Annotated in this window: 14 protein-coding genes; 11 read left to right on the top strand and 3 right to left on the bottom strand. The window is 67.6% G+C overall.

Going from position 1 to position 17,801, the window contains the following annotated elements; all coding sequences use genetic code 11:
• The first annotated feature begins 130 nt into the window (after positions 1-130).
• From LL236_RS02940 to LL236_RS02900, 9 genes are all read left to right on the top strand, one after another.
• Positions 131-5,065 carry a lamin tail domain-containing protein gene (locus tag LL236_RS02940; protein WP_228177307.1) on the top strand — a complete coding sequence of 1,645 codons (4,935 nt, stop codon included), beginning with the start codon at positions 131-133 and terminating at the stop codon, positions 5,063-5,065.
• 218 nt (positions 5,066-5,283) lie between these two features.
• Positions 5,284-6,282: a hypothetical protein gene (locus tag LL236_RS02935; RefSeq protein WP_228177306.1), complete on the top strand. Its 999-nt coding sequence runs from the start codon at positions 5,284-5,286 to the stop codon at positions 6,280-6,282.
• A gap of 277 nt (positions 6,283-6,559) precedes the next feature.
• Entirely contained in the window at positions 6,560-6,781 is a 222-nt protein-coding gene (infA, locus tag LL236_RS02930) for a translation initiation factor IF-1 (protein ID WP_013583992.1), read from the top strand.
• 65 nt (positions 6,782-6,846) lie between these two features.
• Positions 6,847-6,963: a 50S ribosomal protein L36 gene (gene rpmJ, locus LL236_RS02925; RefSeq protein WP_022893853.1), complete on the top strand. Its 117-nt coding sequence runs from the start codon at positions 6,847-6,849 to the stop codon at positions 6,961-6,963.
• A gap of 176 nt (positions 6,964-7,139) precedes the next feature.
• Complete coding sequence (gene rpsM, locus LL236_RS02920) at positions 7,140-7,520, top strand: 30S ribosomal protein S13 (RefSeq protein WP_228177305.1); 381 nt, start codon at positions 7,140-7,142, stop codon at positions 7,518-7,520.
• A gap of 28 nt (positions 7,521-7,548) precedes the next feature.
• Entirely contained in the window at positions 7,549-7,947 is a 399-nt protein-coding gene (gene rpsK / locus LL236_RS02915) for a 30S ribosomal protein S11 (RefSeq protein ID WP_228177304.1), read from the top strand.
• 161 nt (positions 7,948-8,108) lie between these two features.
• Entirely contained in the window at positions 8,109-9,098 is a 990-nt protein-coding gene (locus tag LL236_RS02910) for a DNA-directed RNA polymerase subunit alpha (protein ID WP_228177303.1), read from the top strand.
• Positions 9,099-9,155: 57 nt separating this feature from the next.
• Complete coding sequence (rplQ, locus tag LL236_RS02905) at positions 9,156-9,746, top strand: 50S ribosomal protein L17 (protein ID WP_228177302.1); 591 nt, start codon at positions 9,156-9,158, stop codon at positions 9,744-9,746.
• 129 nt (positions 9,747-9,875) lie between these two features.
• The gene (locus tag LL236_RS02900; protein ID WP_228177301.1) at positions 9,876-10,955 is read left to right on the top strand and encodes a GNAT family N-acetyltransferase; all 1,080 of its coding nucleotides are present in this window, start codon (positions 9,876-9,878) and stop codon (positions 10,953-10,955) included.
• A gap of 157 nt (positions 10,956-11,112) precedes the next feature.
• On the opposite strand, the gene LL236_RS02895 is transcribed toward LL236_RS02900, so the two are convergent.
• Positions 11,113-13,098 carry an acyltransferase family protein gene (locus LL236_RS02895; protein ID WP_228177300.1) on the bottom strand — a complete coding sequence of 662 codons (1,986 nt, stop codon included), beginning with the start codon at positions 13,096-13,098 and terminating at the stop codon, positions 11,113-11,115.
• A 99-nt stretch (positions 13,099-13,197) separates the two neighbouring features.
• Between LL236_RS02895 and LL236_RS02890 the strand changes: the two genes are divergently transcribed.
• Complete coding sequence (locus LL236_RS02890; RefSeq protein ID WP_228177299.1) at positions 13,198-14,049, top strand: tRNA pseudouridine synthase A; 852 nt, start codon at positions 13,198-13,200, stop codon at positions 14,047-14,049.
• A gap of 78 nt (positions 14,050-14,127) precedes the next feature.
• On the top strand, positions 14,128-14,784 hold the full coding sequence (locus LL236_RS02885; protein ID WP_228177298.1) for a hypothetical protein: 657 nt from the start codon (positions 14,128-14,130) through the stop codon (positions 14,782-14,784).
• A 129-nt stretch (positions 14,785-14,913) separates the two neighbouring features.
• Here the strand turns inward: LL236_RS02885 and LL236_RS02880 are convergent, their stop codons facing one another.
• Together LL236_RS02880 and LL236_RS14970 are read right to left on the bottom strand one after the other, a co-directional pair.
• Positions 14,914-16,071: a hypothetical protein gene (locus LL236_RS02880; protein ID WP_228177297.1), complete on the bottom strand. Its 1,158-nt coding sequence runs from the start codon at positions 16,069-16,071 to the stop codon at positions 14,914-14,916.
• Complete coding sequence (locus LL236_RS14970) at positions 16,071-17,705, bottom strand: sensor histidine kinase (protein ID WP_228177296.1); 1,635 nt, start codon at positions 17,703-17,705, stop codon at positions 16,071-16,073. Before LL236_RS14970 ends, LL236_RS02880 begins: the two co-directional genes overlap by 1 nt.
• Between the last annotated feature and the right edge of the window lie 96 nt (positions 17,706-17,801).

Raw genomic sequence — 17,801 nt, 5'->3', positions numbered from 1 at the left:
ACTCGCGGTTTTGGATGCGTTCACCTGTGCGTTGACTTCGGTGGCGAGGCTGGCGGGGCGCCACCGCGCTGAGGCAACGTCAGCGAGTTCGGCGCACCATCCCTTGCACCGATTCGCAGGAGTACTCGTCATGCGCCGACGCCTTGCCGCCGCCCTGTCCGTGATCCTTGGGCTCTCGTTTGCCGTCGCCGTTCCTGCGGCTGCGTCGGCTGAACCGATTGAGGTCCCGCCGGTGGTGATCAACGAGATCCAGCCGGATGACCCGCAGGATGCTGCCGACTGGGTGGAACTCGCCAATACCGGGCAGGCCGATGTCGACCTCGCCGGCTGGAAGCTGCGCGACGACAAGAACGAGAGCACTATCGCGTCGGGCTACGTCGTTCCCGCCGGCGGATACCTGGTGCTCTCCGAGGATGCCGGGTTCTCGTTCGGCCTCGGCAAGAGCGGTGACGAGGTCCACCTGCTCCTCCCTGACGGCACTGTCGTCGACGAGTACGCGTTCACGGAGCTGCCCCCCGGTGCGTCGAACGCCTCCTGGGGCCGGTGCCCCGACCTGACCGGAGACTTCGGACCCACTGCAGCCCAGACCCCGGGCGAGGCGAACTCCTGCGCACCCGATCCCGCGACCTCTCTTGTGATCAACGAGGTCGAATCCGACGGCGGCGACCCGGCCGACTGGATCGAACTGGCGAACACGTCCTACCTTCCCGTCGACGCAAGCGGGCTCATCCTGCGCGACAACGACGACACCCACACCTTCACGATCCCGACGGGAACCACCATCCCCGCTTACGGCTTCGCCGCCTTCGTCGTGGATGCGGGGCCGTCCGCTTACGGCCTCGGCAAGGCGGACTCGGCGCGCCTGTTCGCCGCTGATGGGACCACGCTCATCGATCAGTACTCGTGGACCGCGCACGCCGCGACGAGCTACGGGCGCTGCCCCGATGCGACTGGTGAGTTCGAACTGACGGCATCCGTCACTAAGGCCGCCGCGAACGACTGTGCGCCGGCAGACGGCGGGGACACCCCTGTGGCTGGCGCTGACGCCATCTGGGTCAACGAGATCGAGTCCAGCGGGGGCGACCCGGGCGACTGGGTAGAGCTTGTGAACACGTCGGACACGGATGTCGATCTCGGCGGTTGGATCCTGAAGGACGACAAGGATGACCACGCCCTGACCATCCCGGCTGGCACGACGATCGCCGCGGGTGGCTACACCGTCATCTACACCGACCTCCCGGGTGACGGGTTCGGGCTCGGGAACGGGGATGCGGCGCGACTGTTCCTGCCCGACGGCGTCACCCCTGTCGACAGCCACTCGTATCCCGCCCACGCGCAGCGCACGACCTGGGGTCGCTGCCCGGACGGTGCCGGCGAGTTCGTCGAGACCTACAGCTCGACTCCAGGCGCTGCGAACGACTGCTCGCCGATCCGCATCAACGAGGTGGACTCGAAGGGCGCTGAGCCCGTCGACTGGATCGAGCTGACCAACGCGGGTCCGGACGCCGTCGACATCTCCGGCTACATCCTGCGGGACGACAACGACGACCACGCCGTCGTCGTGCCGAATGGAACCACCCTGCAGCCCGGCGCCTTCGTGGCCATCGACGTCGACGTCACGGGAGGCTTCGGCCTCGGCGGTGCTGACGCAGCGCGCCTGTTCGCGCCCGACGGGACGACGCTGCTGAACCAGATGAGCTGGAGCGAGCACGCCGAGACGTCGTGGGCGCGCTGCCCCGACGGCCTCGGCGAGTTCGAGGTTGCCGCGTCGGTGACCAAGGGTGCTCCGAACGACTGCATCGGCCTTGTCGCGGCAACGCCGTGGCCGGGCGACGCGGGTGTGACTGCAGTTTCGGCGCCGGATGCCTTCGGCGAGGACATGAGCGGCCTGGCCTATGAGGCGACCGCTGAGGGTCGCGGGACGCTCTGGGCCGTGAACAACGGCACGGGAACGCTCTTCCAGCTCGAGTGGAACGCCGAGGCCGGGCAGTGGATCAGCCCGAAACAGGGTGAGTGGGCGGCGGGCAAGGTCCTGCGCTACCCCGGCGGTTCCGGTGCCGTGGATGCCGAGGGTGTGAGCCTCGTCGCGGGCACCTCGGCGGGCGGGGTGTACGTCGCGTCGGAGCGGGACAACACGGCCAGCGACGTCAGCCGACCCTCCGTGCTGCGCTTCGATGTGTCGGCATCCGGAACCGAACTTGTCGCGACCGACGAGTGGAACCTTGCAACCTTCCTGCCGGCTCTCCCCGCCAACGGCGGGCTCGAGGGCGTCACGTGGGTCCCGGACTCGGTCGTGGTCGCACAGGGATTCGTCGATAGCAGCACCGGCAAGGCGTACGACCCGGCGACCTACGGCGCGCACGGCGATGGCCTGTTCTTCGTCGGCGTTGAGGGAACGGCGCGCATCTACGCCGTCGCGCTTCAGGAAGCGGGAGCCGCGAGCATCGTCGCCACGATCGATCCGAAGCTCTCGGTGGTGGCCGACGTCACGTGGGATGCGGCATCCGGAACCCTGTACGCCGTGTGTGATGACGCGTGCGGTGGCGAGATCCACGCGATGCGGATTGCCGCGGACGGCGTCTATGCCGGAACCTTCCAGAACGTCGCGGCCTACCTCGCGCCGGCTGGCATGCCCGCCAAGGCCGGCAACGAGGGCTTCGCGATCGGTACGTGCGAGAACGGTGTCGCGCCGGTCTTCTACGCCGACGACAGCGAGACCGACAAGATCTCGCTGCGCGAGGGCCGGATGTACTGCGGGGCCTACCACGGCGGCGATGACGTGCTCCTGAACCTCCTGAACATCAATGACTTCCACGGTCGCATCGACGGCAACACCGTGAAGTTCGCGGGCACGATCGAGCAGCTGCGCGCCGCATACGGCGACGACAACACGCTGTTCCTCTCGGCCGGTGACAACATCGGGGCGTCGCTGTTCGCCTCAGCGTACGCTGATGACAAGCCCACGATCGACGTGTTGAACGCACTGGGGCTGGCCGCATCCGCTGCCGGGAACCACGAGTTCGACAAGGGCTCGGCTGACCTGCTCGGTCGGGTCACGGATGCGGCGCAGTTCCCGTACCTGGGCGCCAACGTCTATGCGAAGGGGACACAGGATCCGGTGCTGCCCGAGTATGGGACGTTCGAGGTGGAGGGACTCGCGGTCGCGGTGATCGGTGCCATCACCCAGGAGACGCCGTCGCTGGTCTCGCCCGGTGGGATCGCCAGCCTCGATTTCGGTGACCCCGTGGATGCTGTGAATCGGGTGGCCGCGCAGCTGACCGACGGTGACGAGGGCAACGGCGAAGCTGACATCATCATCGCCGAGTACCACGAGGGTTCGATCGACGGGGTGAAGGAAGGCGCGTCGATCGAGGACGAGATCGCTGCGGGCGGAGCGTTCGCGAAGATCGTGACGCAGACCTCGGCGGCGGTGGATGCGATCTTCACCGGCCACACGCACAAGGAATACGCGTGGGACGGCCCCGTTCCCGGTTCGGACCGGACGCGTCCGATCCTGCAGACCGGTTCCTACGGCGAGAACATCGGCCAGGTTCGGCTCTGGATCGACCCGGTCACGGGCTCTGTGAACGACTACGACGTGCGCAACGTGGCGCGCACGACATCCGCCGATGCGACCCTGACTTCCGCGTACCCGCGCGTCGCTGCCGTCAAGACGATCGTGGATGCCGCGCTCGCGCAGGCGGATGTCGTGGGTTCGCAGCAGGTCGGCTCGGTCACCGCCGACATCACGACGGCGTTCGTGGGCGACAAGCGGGATGATCGGTCATCCCAGTCGACGCTCGGGAACCTGGTTGCGGATGCGCTGGTGGCTTCGCTGTCGTCGGCCGACCGTGGTGGGGCGGAGATCGGTTTGGTCAACCCGGGCGGTCTGCGTAACGAGCTCTACTACGGCGAGGACGGGGTGATCACGTACGCGGAAGCCAACGCGGTGCTGCCGTTCGTGAACAACCTGTGGACCACGACGCTGACCGGCGCGCAGTTCAAGGTCGTGCTGGAGCAGCAGTGGCAGCCCGACACCGCGTCGCGTCCGTACCTGCAGCTGGGTGTGTCGGAGAACGTGTTCTACACGTACGATGCGTCGCTTGCCAAGGGCGACCGGATCACCGGGATCTGGATCGACGGGCAGCCCATCGTGATGGATGCCGAGTATCGGGTCGGGTCGTTCAGCTTCCTGCTGCAGGGCGGCGACAACTTCACGGTGCTCACGGAGGGAACCGACACCCGTGACTCCGGTCTGATCGACCGCGACGCGTGGATCGACTACCTCAAGAACAACTCGCCGCTGTCGCCGGACTTCGCCTCCCGCAGCGCCCAGGTGACCGGGGTCCCCGCCACGATCGAGCAGGGCGAGACGTTGAACGCGACGGTGTCGGGACTCGACATCCGCTCGCTGGGCGCTCCGGCGAACACGACAGCGCTCGTGTCGATTGAAGGCAGCAGCGCCGTCTTCGACCCGGTACTTATCAACGGCGGCGCCGCGCAGATCAGCATCACCGTGCCGAAGGACGCTCCCCTGAACTCGGCGCTTGTCGTGAACGCCGAGCCATCGGGAACCGGGGTGCGGATTCCGTTGACGGTCACGGGAACGTTCACGCCGCTACCGCCCACGGGTGGCACCACCCCGCCCGCGGAGACGGACTTGACCCCGCAGACGCAGGACGCGATCCAGCCGCAGGGTGGGACGACCTTCAAGCAGGGACAGACGGTGACGGTCACGGTCGGCACTCAGTATGCGGGGCAGACTGTGGAGGGCTGGATCTTCTCGACGCCGACCTACCTCGGTACATCCGTGGTGAGCGCCGCGGGAACCGCGACCTTCACGATCCCCGCAGGAATGCCGGTCGGCACCCACCGCCTGGTGGTCACCGACTCGACCGGTGCGGTGATCGGGTGGGTCTACGTCCAGGTCGAGGCGCTCGCCGCGACCGGCGGCACGGTCGCGGCGACGGGGGTGCCAGTGCTGCCCTGGGCTGCTGCAGTCATCGTTCTCGGCCTGGCACTTGTCGTCATCCGTCGCCGCCGGGGAGGCCGAGCGGAGGGCTGACCCACCGGCGCACCATCCCCTTTCGCCGAACCCACACCTTTTCGCTCGAGCCCACAGGTATCTGTCGCGAGATCCTGTGGGCTCGGCGAGAGAGGTGTGGGTTCGCGGCTGGTGGTGATTGGGCAGTGCGCTCCTCCCCAGGGGTGGAAGGGCGAGCGGATGCCGCAGGTGTGCGCAGCGACGCGTGAGGGGCTGCGCGCGCAGGCGAGACTGCGGGCATGGATGTCGTACCGCCGAGCTCCGATCGGGTCTGGGACGCGCGTGCGGCGATCCTCACGCGCGAACGGCTCGAGCGCGAGAGCGCAGCGGCGACCATCGCCGCGCAGCATGCGGATGGCGAGCTGATCCGGCTCCATTCGGGGCGCTACGCGCGAGCCGCTGACGCGCAAGGATTCATCGAAGACAGGCATCTACGGACGATCGCGGCGGTGCACTCGCGGCGACAGGCATCCGCTGCGCCGTTCTCGCACGCGTCGGCGGCGGTGCTCTGGGGATTGCCCCTCTTTCGGCACGTTCCTGAAGCCGTACACGTCAGCGACGCCCACCACAACGGTGTCGTGCGGCATGCCCGGGGCGTAGCCCGACACGAGGTCAGCGTGCCGGACGATGACATCGTGGTGATCGGTGGCATTCCGTGCACGTCCCTCGAGCGCACGGTGTTCGACGTTGCGCGTACCCTGCCGCTGGCTAGTGCGGTGGCCGTCGCGGATGCCGCGCTGCGGCTGGTCGCGTGGGATCCCGAAGATCGGGTCTATGACCAGGGTGCAGCCTCGACATGGGCTACCGCGATGGAGGAGCGTATCGCCCGCGCGCGGGGAGCACGTGGCATCCGTCAAGCGCGGTGGATCATGGCCTTCGCAGACGGGCGCGCGCAGCTACCCGGTGAGAGCATGAGCAGGTTGCTGCTGCATGACCTCGGGTTTGCTAGCCCGCGGCTTCAGGTGCGGCTCGCCGACTCGTCCCACCTGTACTTCGTCGACTTCGGGCTGGACGACGCGAAGGCATGGGGCGAGTTCGACGGTGAGGGCAAGTACACGGATGCGCAGTTTCGTGGCGAACGCACACCGTGGGAGGTGGTGCGCGCGGAAAAGGAGCGCGAGGACTGGATCCGCGCGACCACCCACCGCCCGCTGGTTCGGTGGGGGATGCAGCACCTCGCTTCGCCGGTCACGCTCGGCCGGCGGTTGGCCGAGTTCGGCATCCGTCCTCCGCGCTAGCCCCGCGCCCCGCGGCATCCGACTTGTGTTCGTGAACCCACACTTACCGCGCCGAACCCACACGCTATGTCCGTCGGAACATGTGGGGCGGACGCGAAACGTGTGGGTTCGCGCCCCGGGGAGCACCCCGACACGCCCGAGGTTGCCGGGGTGTTCACTATCACGTACTATTGATCTTTGGTGCTTTGCGCCTGCCTTGGCGTGTCCGGGCAGAGCGGACCGGCACCGACTCCCATCCACCGCAGACCGACCGGTCTGCATAAGCGTGAGCGAGGCTATGGCCAAAAAAGACGGTGTCATCGAGATCGAAGGCACAGTGTCCGAGGCGCTGCCCAACGCGATGTTCCGCGTTGAGCTGACCAACGGACACAAGGTGCTCGCAACGATCTCGGGAAAGATGCGGCAGAACTACATCCGCATCATCCCCGAGGACCGCGTCGTCGTGGAGCTTTCGCCCTACGACCTCACCCGCGGCCGCATCGTCTACCGCTACCGCTAGGCCGGTCGAGAAGTAACGCCCCGGGCATCCGTGCCCGCCCGGCGAAGACAGCGAACAGGAACATCATGAAGGTCAACCCCAGCGTCAAGCCCATCTGCGACCACTGCAAGGTCATCCGCCGCCACGGCAACGTGATGGTGATCTGCAAGTCCAACCCGCGCCACAAGCAGCGCCAGGGCTGAGACGGATGCCGTTCCGGCGGCCCCAGGACTCATAACTCAATACACACAGGCAGGGTCAGAACCCGCATCCGGATGCCGGGTGCAGGGGACACCTCGGGACGAAGGCCCGGGCACCGATTCTGCTCCACACCTTCGACATACTCCGCGGGGAAACCCGGGGGAAAGAGAGAACCGACATGGCACGTCTTGCCGGTGTCGACATCCCGCGCGATAAGCGCGTGGTGATCGCCCTCACCTACATCTACGGCATCGGCCGTACCCGTTCGCACGAGATCCTCGCGGCGACCGAGATCAACGAGGACATCCGCGTGAAGGACCTCAGCGACGACCAGCTCGTCGCCCTCCGCGACTACATCGAAGGCACCTACAAGGTTGAGGGTGACCTTCGCCGTGAGGTTGCCGCCGACATCCGCCGCAAGGTTGAGATCGGCTCCTACGAAGGCCTGCGCCACCGCCGCGGCCTGCCGGTGCGCGGTCAGCGCACCAAGACGAACGCGCGTACCCGCAAGGGCCCGAAGCGCACCGTCGCCGGCAAGAAGAAGGCCGGAAAGAAGTAAGGCGCGGAAGGTTTAGGAGAAAACGCACATGGCTACCCCCAAGTCCGCAGCGCGCAAGCCGCGCCGCAAGGAGAAGAAGAACATCGCCGTGGGCCAGGCCCACATCAAGTCGACGTTCAACAACACGATCGTTTCGATCACCGACCCCTCGGGCGCGGTGATCAGCTGGGCCTCCTCGGGTGGCGTCGGCTTCAAGGGTTCGCGCAAGTCGACGCCCTACGCCGCCGGCATGGCAGCCGAGTCTGCTGCCCGCCAGGCGCAGGAGCACGGCGTCAAGAAGGTCGACGTCTTCGTCAAGGGTCCGGGTTCGGGTCGTGAGACCGCGATCCGTTCGCTGACGGCCGCTGGCCTCGAGGTCGGCTCGATCCAGGACGTCACGCCCCAGGCGCACAACGGCTGCCGCCCGCCCAAGCGCCGTCGCGTCTGACGACAGCCCCGTTCCGGGCCGGCTCACAGCCACCCGGGTGAAGCACTTCGGGTGCCGGGGCGTGCGTTACTGCGCTGCGCCTCGGCATCCCGCGAGAAAAACTCAACACCTCACCCATTGCACGTGTCATATAGCGGGCACGTGATCGAAAGGAACACATCGTGCTCATCGCACAGCGTCCCACTCTGACCGAGGAGAAGATCGGGGAGTTCCGCAGCCGTTTCGTCATCGAGCCGCTTGAGCCCGGCTTCGGTTACACGATCGGTAACGCGCTGCGTCGCAGCCTCCTGTCGTCGATCCCCGGCGCCGCCGTCACCAGCATCCGCATCGACGGCGTGCTGCACGAGTTCAGCACCATTCCGGGTGTGAAGGAGGATGTCACCGAGATCATCCTCAACATCAAGCAGTTGGTCGTCTCCTCCGAGCGCGACGAGCCCATCACGGCTTACCTGCGCAAGACCGGCGCCGGTGAGGTCACCGCCGCCGACATCTCCGCACCCGCCGGTGTCGAGGTCCACAACCCCGAGCTTGTCATCGCGACCCTCAACGAGACCGCGAAGTTCGAGCTCGAGCTCACCATCGAGCGTGGCCGCGGCTACGTCTCGGCGACCCAGAACCGCAACGAGTACGCCGAGAGCGGTCAGATCCCGATCGACTCGATCTACTCGCCGGTGCTCAAGGTCAGCTACCGCGTCGACGCGACCCGTGCCGGTGAGCGCACCGACTTCGACAAGCTCATCCTGGATGTCGAGACCAAGCCCTCCATCGCACCGCGCGACGCCGTGGCCTCCGCCGGTCGCACCCTGACCGAGCTGTTCGGCCTCGCCCGCGAGCTGAACGTCGAGGCCGAGGGTATCGAGATCGGCCCCGCGCCGGTCGAGACCGTCATGTCGAACGAGCTGTCGATGCCGATCGAAGACCTCGACCTGTCGGTCCGGTCCTACAACTGCCTCAAGCGCGAGGGCATCAACACCGTCTCGGAGCTGGTCGCCCTCTCAGAGACGCAGCTCATGAACATCCGCAACTTCGGCCAGAAGTCGGTCGATGAGGTTCGCGACAAGCTCATCTCGCTCGGGTTGAGCCTGAAGGACTCGGTTCCCGGGTTCGACGGCGCGCACTTCTACGGCGGCTACGACGACGAGACCGTCTGACCGGTACCCGAAACGGATGCCGCGGCATCCTGACCGACTTTCCCTGGAGTAACTGACATGCCCAAGCCCACCAAGGGTCCCCGCCTCGGAGGCGGCCCCGCCCACGAACGCCTGCTGCTCGCGAACCTCGCCGCGGCGCTGTTCACGCACAAGTCGATCAAGACGACCGAGACGAAGGCCAAGCGCCTGCGTCCCCTCGCCGAGCGCCTGATCACCTTCGCCAAGCGCGGTGACCTGCACGCCCGTCGCCGGGTGCTCTCGGTCATCGGTGACAAGGAAGTCGTGCACATCCTGTTCGCCGAGATCGCGCCGCTGGTCGCCGAGCGTGAGGGCGGCTACACCCGCATCACGAAGGTTGGCAACCGCAAGGGTGACAACGCCCCGATGGCGGTCATCGAGCTCGTGCTTGAGCCGGTGAACCCGAAGCCGAAGTCGGCGAAGAAGGCTGCTCCGGCCTCCGCTGCGCCGGCCGCGGAGGAGGCTCCCGCCGAGGAGACGCCCGCCGAGGCTCTGGCGCCCGAGGTCGAGGAAGAGTCCACCGACGAGGCAGCTGCGGCAGGCGCCGAATCGCCCGAGGAGGGCGAAGCCGCTGAGGCCGCCGCCGAGGATGCCGTTGTCGACGCTCCCGCCGAGGACGACGCCAAGTAATACCCGGGTCCCAGACCCGCCGAACCCACACCTTCGCGCGCGAACCCACAAGGTTTCTCGCGCGGATCGTGTGGGTTCGGCGTTTTCGTGTGGGTTCGGCGCTTTGGCGGCGGCGCGTAGGGTGGGACGGTGAACGAGAGCACCGCCCCTGCACCGATCCCTGAGAACGCCACGCCGAGTGATGCGCGGCCGCTGTCAGAGCGTGTCGGAGCGCCCGAGACCGTCGATGAGATCCAGCATCCGGATGTCGCCACCTGGCGCCCCGCGACCCGGGCGGACCTCGACGAGATGGTGGCGCTCGTAGACTCTTGCGACAGGGTCGATCATCCGACGTGGTTGACGCCGCGCGAGGATGTCGAGGAGATCTTCGAGCTCTCACATATCGATCCGGAGCTTCACACGAGACTCGGCTTCGCCGCCGACGGCGAACTTGTCGCCATGGCAGGCATCCTGGTGCATCCGTCGCAGGACAAGCATGTGTACGTCTATTGCACCGGCATGGTGCACCCGCGGTGGCGCCGCCGCGGTGTCGGCACGCAGGTGCTGCGCTGGGAGTACGAGACCGCCCAGACCGAGCTAGCGCGGACGGATGCCCGGCTTCCGGGTGCGATCTTCCTTCACGCGTACGAGCACGACGCTGAGGCTCGCGCGCTGGGTGCGCGGCGCGGGATGCCCGAGGAGCGGTGGTTTACGACGATGCTTCGCGACCTCAGCGACCCGATCCCCGAGGTGCCGCTGGATGCCGGATCCCCGGCCCTGCGGATCGAGACCTTCGGCCCGCAGTGGCGGGATGCGACCCGTGTGGCGCGCAATGATGCCTTCCGTGACCACTGGGGGAGCCTGGAGACGCCGCCGGAGCGATGGGAACGGTTCGTCAGCGGTTCGCAGTTCCGCGACGACCTCTCGCGCGTCGTGGTGGACGGCGACCGCGTGGTGGCGATGGCTTTGGCTACCGTGAACGAGGATGACTGGGAGGTGCAGGGCTATACATCGGCCTACGTCGCGCTGATCGGTGTCGTTCGCGACTATCGCGGCAGGCGGCTCGCCCCGGCGGTGATCACGGCCCTGCTCACGGCGGCACGGGATGCCGGACTTGAGAAGGTCAACCTTGACGTCGACACCGAGAGCCCGACTGGAGCTAACAGTCTCTACGGCCGGCTGGGGTTCGAGGCCACGGACCGCGAGGTTGCCATGGTCGCCCGGTTCTGAACGGCGCCCGTTCCCTCAGCCTGACCTGGCTAGCGTCCGGCTAGACCGCTCAACCCACGCGTTCCTGCGCGAGCCCACAGGATTCGTCGCGCGGAAGCTGTGGGCTCAGCGCAAATCGTGTGGGTTCGGCGGGAGGTCGGGGCTCCGCGGGAGGGGGCTACTGGGCGATCCGCGCCTCCTCGCGGGTGGCCTCACGGTAGGCCCGGGTCTCGATGAGGTACGCGTCGATCGCGCGTTGGTTCTCGGACTGGCGGATCGCAGCGAGCACGGTGTCGGCGTAGATCTGGCCGCCCGAAGTGCCGGGGTGGATGCGGTCGCCGGCGAGGTAGTCCACGTGGGGGTCGATGGCGCTCGCCCAGTCGGCGACCAGAGTGCCCGGGTGGGCGGCGGCAAACGCGGTGATGTCGCTGTTGACCCCGGGGATCCAGTCGCGGGGCGCGTAGGCGTTCACGAGCACAAGGGTCCTGTCGGGCCCGGCGGTTGCAGCGATCCGCTCGTAGGCATCCCGGCTGATCGGACCGTTCGTGCCGAGAGCGACGACCACGTAGCGGCCCAGCTGCCCCGCGGCGGCGAATTGGTCGACGATGCCGGGGCCCGCCCATGAGGACCGCGAGACTGCGGCATCCACCCGGATGCCGGGAAGCGTCTCGTACAGCGAGGGTGCGGCAGCGAGCATGACCGAGTCGCCGACGGCGGTGACCTCGCCGCCCGAGATCGGCGTCGGTGACGGCGCGGGCGGCCGGACGGCTCCATCGGCGAGGGCGCCAGCCGGTGCCGGCTCATCGGGTTGCGGTCGGGTATCTGCCGACGGCGTCGGGCTGGCGGATGCCGCATCAACGGCTGCCTGCCCTTCGGCGACGACTGCTTCGCCGGATGACACGCTCGCACCGGTGGTGGCTGCCGCTACCGTCCCGAACACCAGGGCAGTTGTGGCAAGGCCCCCGACGACGGTGCCCCACAGCGCCCCGGCATCGACGCCGACCCGTGCGCGTGCCGCGCGCCAGGTGCCACGGAAACCGAGGCGCCGCACCGGTGTCTCAAGGAATCGGTAGGAAGCCTCCGCGATGACCACGGTGAGCGCCAGCGTCACAAGGCCGACCCATACCGGTACTCCCGCTTCCGGTGCGGTGCCCTGCACGGCGGCGACCAGCAGGACCAGGAGGGGCCAGTGCCACAGGTACAGGCCGTAGGAGCGTTCACCGATCCACCGCAGCGGACGCGCATCCAGGGCCGGGCCGAGGCCGGCGTGCGGCCAGACGGCAGCGACGATCGCGATACCCGTCAGGGCGCTCGCGGCGGCGATGGTCAGCGGAAAGGTTCTGACGGAGTCGGTGGGTGCGAGCAGGGACAGCCCGACGAGGCCGATCACAGCGGCCGCGCCGAGGATCGTGGCGCCGCGACGGACTGTCGTGCGCTGCATCCAGAGCGTGGGCGCCGCCAGGGCGCGGTGGAGGACGAAGGCGAGTGCGACGCCGAGGAGGATGCCGAACGCGTGCGAGTCGGTGCCGTAGTACGCGCGGCTGACGTTGCCCGTCGCCGACACGATGTCGCCCATCCATACGGCGGATGCTGCAGCCAGTGCGCCCGCCGCAGCAACCCGCGCCCACGTGCGCGGCAGCAGCAGGATCAGGGGGAGCGCGAGCGGCCACAGCACGTAGAACTGCTCTTCGATGCCGAGTGACCAGAGGTTGCGGAAGAGCTCCGGGCTGGTGGCGCCGAAGTATCCCTCGCCGATGAAGATCGCGATCCAGTTGTAGCTGAAGGTGAGGGCACCGGCGATCTGGGCGCCCAACCGGACGAGAACATCACCGCCGACGACCCAGGCTGCGCTCGAGCACACGAGCAGCAGCAGGACCAGCGCAGGCAGGAGGCGTCTGGCTCGCCGACGCCAGAACCCGACGAGGCTGATCCGGCCGGTCGCGTCGCGCTCACGAAGCAGCAGGGTCGTGATCAGGAACCCACTGATCACGAAGAAGACGTCCACGCCGATGAACCCGCCGACGAACCACCACTGTGGGAACAGGTGGAAGACGACCACGAGGATGACAGCGAGGGCACGGAGGCCATCCAGACCAGGAAGTCTGGGGCCTGAGGTGGCACCAGGGATGGCACCGTGGCGGTCGGTGTGGAGGGGGCTGGACAACGGCGGCTCGGTCGGGCGATGCGGGTTCGGGTACCCAAGTCTACGTCCGGGCGGCGCGAGTTCCCTGGGGCTGCGCCGGGTGCTGATTAGGCTGAAGACGTGCGCATCCGGCTCGACATTTCCTACGACGGTTCGCACTTTCGCGGGTGGGCGCGGCAGCCGCATCAACGGACGGTGCAGGGAACGATCGAGGGTGCGATTTCTCGCGTGCTGGGGGGAGATCCGAGGCTGGTCGTGGCGGGTCGAACTGACGCCGGAGTGCACGCGAGCGGCCAGGTTGCTCACCTGGATCTCGACGACGGACAGGCCGCACGGCTCGCTTCTTCGCGCCGGCGCACGGAGGATGACGACGTCGTAGCAGCTCTCGCCCGTCGCATCCGGGGCGTGCTCGGCGCCTACGCCGATGCCGCGGTGACCCGCACCTCGATCGCACCGGACGGCTTCGATGCGCGGTTCTCGGCGGTATGGCGTCGCTACGAGTATCGCGTTGCTGACGATTCGGTTCCCTACGATCCGCTGGAACGTCACCGCACCACCGTGGTGCGCGGTGAGCTCGATGTCGCCGCGATGGATGCCGCAGCCGGCGCCCTGCGGGGACTCCACGACTTCGCTGCGTACTGCAAGCCGCGGGAAGAGGCCACGACGATCCGCACACTGCTCGATTTCGGGTGGGTGCGCGAGGCATCCGGCGTGCTGGTTGCCACGGTTCGGGCTGACGCGTTCTGCCACAGCATGGTGCGCGCCCTGGTGGGCGGGTGCGTCGCGGTCGGTCAGGGGCGACTCGGCGTTGACGACCTCGTGCGTATCCGCGACGAGCTGGCTCGAGTACCCGAGGTCAAGGTGCTCGCTGCCCGCGGGTTGACCCTCACCGAAGTCGGGTACCCCGCCGATGACCTGCTTGCGCACCGAGCGTCGCAGACCCGCGCACGACGGGACCTCGACGCGGACTGAGGGTCGCAACGCCGCGGATGCGTAGACTGATCCCACCCCCGCGCGGGGGGTGATTCATGATCCCGAGGGGGGATGGAGATGAAGGCCGTTGGTCGCAGCGACGCGAGCGTCGGCATCCGTGGTCGTTCGGCGAGAGCTCTCGCGAGGGCGGGTGTGATCGCCGGTTTGGTCGTCCTGCCGATCGCGCTCGCCGGATGCGGCCCCGCTCCGTGGAACAACTGGGGCTACGAGACCTCGAGTCCGACGCCGACCTCCACCCGGCAGACCGTCGCCCCGCCGGTGAAGAACGATCTGTCCAGCGGCGCAACGCAGCGAGACCTCCAGGCCGGGGCCGTGAAGGCAACCGTCGACTACTGGTCGACGCTGTCGATGGACAAGTGGACAGCCGACGCGCTCAAGCCGATCAGCCTGTCACTGATCACGACGATTGAGCCCAACGACGGCCAAAAGGTCTACCTGCAGCGGGCGACGATGGTCGCGGTGCCCCAGAGCGACACGGGAGACCTTGCTCCCCTGGATCCGCAGGTGGATGCTGCGAGCGTCAACCCCGGTTATCTCGTGCTCTCGCCCTACAGCTACTCACAGAACTTCACCGTCGGTCCGGTGCCGTCGAACGCGATCTCGGTGACAGTCCAGTTCACGTACGACTTCCTCGTGCAGACGACCCCGACCTCGAACGAATACGCGAAGCAGACGGCATCCGACACGCTCACCATCGCGATCGCGCAGCAGTAGCGCTTCCGATCCGCGAACCCACACGTTCGCGCGCGACCCCACACGCTTCGGCGTGCCAGACGTGTGGGCTCGGCGCGGAAGGTGTGGGTTCGGCGGGATGGGTGTCGGGTAGGGCAGTAGCGTTTCTGGTCAGGCGGTAACGCGCTCCCAGCGGTCGCCACCCTGCGCCCGGGCCGTAGCCGCGGCCTCGGCCGTGGTGGCAAGCAGAGCGTCCAGGTCGAATCCTGCCGTCGCGACGCTTGCCCAGCCGATGCTGGCTGAGGTGGTCACGGTGATGGGGGCCGCGGGGTCACGCACGGCGATTCGCCTCAGCACATCCCGTACGAGGTCCCGGATGACTGCCTCGGGACGCGAGATCAGCACGATGACTGCGCTGTCGGGGGCGATCGCGATGTCGGCATCCGTCGGGAAGACGGCAGTGACGCGCGCCTGGATGTCGCGAAGGAGCCGACCGAAGATCGCCGGGCCTCCCGCCTCTTGCAGGTCTTCGGCGTCGTCGAGTTCGATGCGCAGGAGCGACCAGGTGTCGGCATCCCGCGCTGCGGCGCGTTCGAGACGCTCGCGGGCCGTCCCGACGAACCGACCCCAGTCGCCCTGTGGCGCGCCCGACTGGATCGCTCGCGACCCCGGGGTGACCAACGGCACCAGCGACACCAGGGCGCACACCATGTAGACGAGCATCCCGATGGAGTTGAAGATGCGTGTCGAGGCGAAAGCTTCAGCCGTCGAAAGCGGGGTGAAGAGGGCACCGATGAGCACCGTGACGCCAGCGAGCGCGTAGACCGCCGAGGCGACGACGATGGGCCACAGCAGACGCTCGGACCGTTCCGGGATGCGCCGCCACTCGAGGAGGAACAGCACCCCGAAGATGCCGGACACGAAGAACATGACACGGTAGGCCAGTCCGAACCAGGCCGACTCACCCGGCGCGAGGAGCGCGAGGATCGACGCGGCGGCGACGAGAGCGCTGATCCACGCGTAGGTGCGCACTTTGCGGTGGGCGCGCAGTCCCGACCACAGCAGCGCCGGGGCACCCAACAACAGACCCATCGACCCTCGTCGCAACTCCTCGGATTCGGCCGCGGTCGCGGCGAGGTAGCCGTAGCAGGCCACCATGATTCCCATGAACGTCAGCGACCACAGGAGTGTGGACCGGCGGGGTCTTGCGAGAAAGGCCAGCCCCACGAACAGGATCGTGCCGAGGGTCGCGATGGTCGCGTGGGCGATGCCGATGTTCGCGCCGCCGAGGTCGGGCCAGGGCAACTCACCAGGTGCGGGAAAGATCATCACGACTCCGGAGTGACGGAACGGGGAAGGCGGAGAGTCACCGTCGTGCCGTGACCGAGTTCGCTGGTCACCGTGAGGGTGCCGCCATGGGCGGTCGCGATCTCGCGCGCGATACCGAGCCCGAGACCGGTGCCGGGTGCCTGTTCCTGGGCGCGGGTGCTGCGAAACAGCGGGTCGAACACGTGCTCCAGGTCCTCGGAGGCGATGCCGATACCGGTGTCGGTGACCACGATCACGGCGGTGTCGCCATCCAGGGACGCCGAGACCCGCACGGATCCGCCTGCCGGCGTGTACTTGACGGCGTTGCTGACGATGTTGTCGAGGACCTGCCGGAGGCGGAACACGTCGCCATCCATCCGCAGGTGCGCGGGAAGATCGGTTTCGAGCGTCACGCGCTGTTCGCGCGCCGACGCAGCGAAAGCTTCGCTGACGGCGGCGAGCATCGGGACGAGGTCGAAGGAGCGGCGGTCTTGGGTGGGGGTGAACCCGCTGCGTGAGCGTTGCAGCATCGTCGAGGCGATACCCAGCATCCGTTCGCTGGCCGAGAGGATGGTCTCGAGGTGCTCCCGAATCTTCGGAGTCAGCTCGTCCTCTTCTTCGAGTGCGAGGTCGGCGTGGCCGATGATGACGGTGAGCGGATGCCGCAGCTCGTGGGAGGCCACCGCGGCGATACGCTCGCGCTCGCGCTCGGCCTCGGTGACGGCGGTGATGTCGTGGGCCACGAGCATCGTGGACGCGGAGTCGTCGGCTGACGAGGTCAGCGGCATGGTCGTCACCGAGAGGGCGTGCCAGGTGCCCTCGGCGTCGAAGAGCCAGACACGGGCATCCTCGAAGATCTCGCCGCGCTGCGCACGCGCGAAGGTTCGCTCGGATGCCGGAATCGCCGTCCCCTGAAGGGACGCGTACTCGACTGATGTGGGCGGAGAACTCGGGTCGTTGAGGTTCGTGCCGTAAAGGCGGTCGTACGTGGTGTTGGCAGCGAGCAGAGACCCGTCACGGGCGAAGCGGAGGATGCCGACATCCACGCCGTTGATCAGCTCGATCGTGCTGCGCTCGGCGTTCGAGACCCGGTCGAGCGTCGTCTCGAGACGCCGCGTCTGGCCGAGGAGCAAGCGCTTGAACGCGCGCGTCTGGCGCATCGTGATGCTCGCGGTAACCCCCAGGAACGTCACGCCCAGGAGCACAGTGAACAGTTCCACGGCGCCGGGGGGCTCGGCCGAGGTCGCCGCCTCAATCAGAAGAGAACCGGCGATGGTTGCGACAGCAGCACCGAGTGCCCAGCGCGAGAAGTGCAGGCCGATCCACATGATGGGGAAGACCCAGAAGAAGCCGAGCGGCAGGATCGAGGATGCCGCCATGAAACCGACGGCGACGATGTCGGCGAAGGGGATGACCAGCGGCAGCCACCGGGGCATCCGCGCCCAGGGGGTTACGAGAGTCACGGCGGTGGCCAGGATGACGATCGCCACACCGGTGAGCATGAGCCACGACGTGAACAGCTCCGGCTCGTAACCGAGCGACACGACCGAGATGATGATGATCGAGACGCCCAGGGAGAGCTGCGTGAGCCAAATAGACCTCACTCGCACTGTCGCGCCGTCGACGTCGCGGAATTGCGCGTCTCTTGCGCTCACCTTGTGCTCCCCCTTAGACAGCGTTGAGTTCAGGCCTTTGTTCGTATCGTATACTTCCAGCGCATCCGGCTTGTGGAACCCGCCATGAGCCCGAGA

Origin of the sequence: Microbacterium schleiferi, from assembly GCF_020781975.1 — a bacterium.
GTDB lineage: Bacteria > Actinomycetota > Actinomycetes > Actinomycetales > Microbacteriaceae > Microbacterium.
Note: the sequence above shows the minus strand (reverse complement) of the source record. Positions and strands in the feature narration are given on the sequence as shown.

Bases quoted from the DNA above. Each gene is read 5' to 3' on its own strand.
- LL236_RS02940 (WP_228177307.1), top strand. From the start codon at position 131: ATGCGCCGACGCCTTGCCGCCGCCCTGTCCGTGATCCTTGGGCTCTCG.
- LL236_RS02935 (WP_228177306.1), top strand. From the start codon at position 5,284: ATGGATGTCGTACCGCCGAGCTCCGATCGGGTCTGGGACGCGCGTGCG.
- infA (WP_013583992.1), top strand. From the start codon at position 6,560: ATGGCCAAAAAAGACGGTGTCATCGAGATCGAAGGCACAGTGTCCGAG.
- rpmJ (WP_022893853.1), top strand. From the start codon at position 6,847: ATGAAGGTCAACCCCAGCGTCAAGCCCATCTGCGACCACTGCAAGGTC.
- rpsM (WP_228177305.1), top strand. From the start codon at position 7,140: ATGGCACGTCTTGCCGGTGTCGACATCCCGCGCGATAAGCGCGTGGTG.
- rpsK (WP_228177304.1), top strand. From the start codon at position 7,549: ATGGCTACCCCCAAGTCCGCAGCGCGCAAGCCGCGCCGCAAGGAGAAG.
- rplQ (WP_228177302.1), top strand. From the start codon at position 9,156: ATGCCCAAGCCCACCAAGGGTCCCCGCCTCGGAGGCGGCCCCGCCCAC.
- LL236_RS02885 (WP_228177298.1), top strand. From the start codon at position 14,128: ATGAAGGCCGTTGGTCGCAGCGACGCGAGCGTCGGCATCCGTGGTCGT.
- LL236_RS02880 (WP_228177297.1), bottom strand. From the start codon at position 16,071: ATGATCTTTCCCGCACCTGGTGAGTTGCCCTGGCCCGACCTCGGCGGC.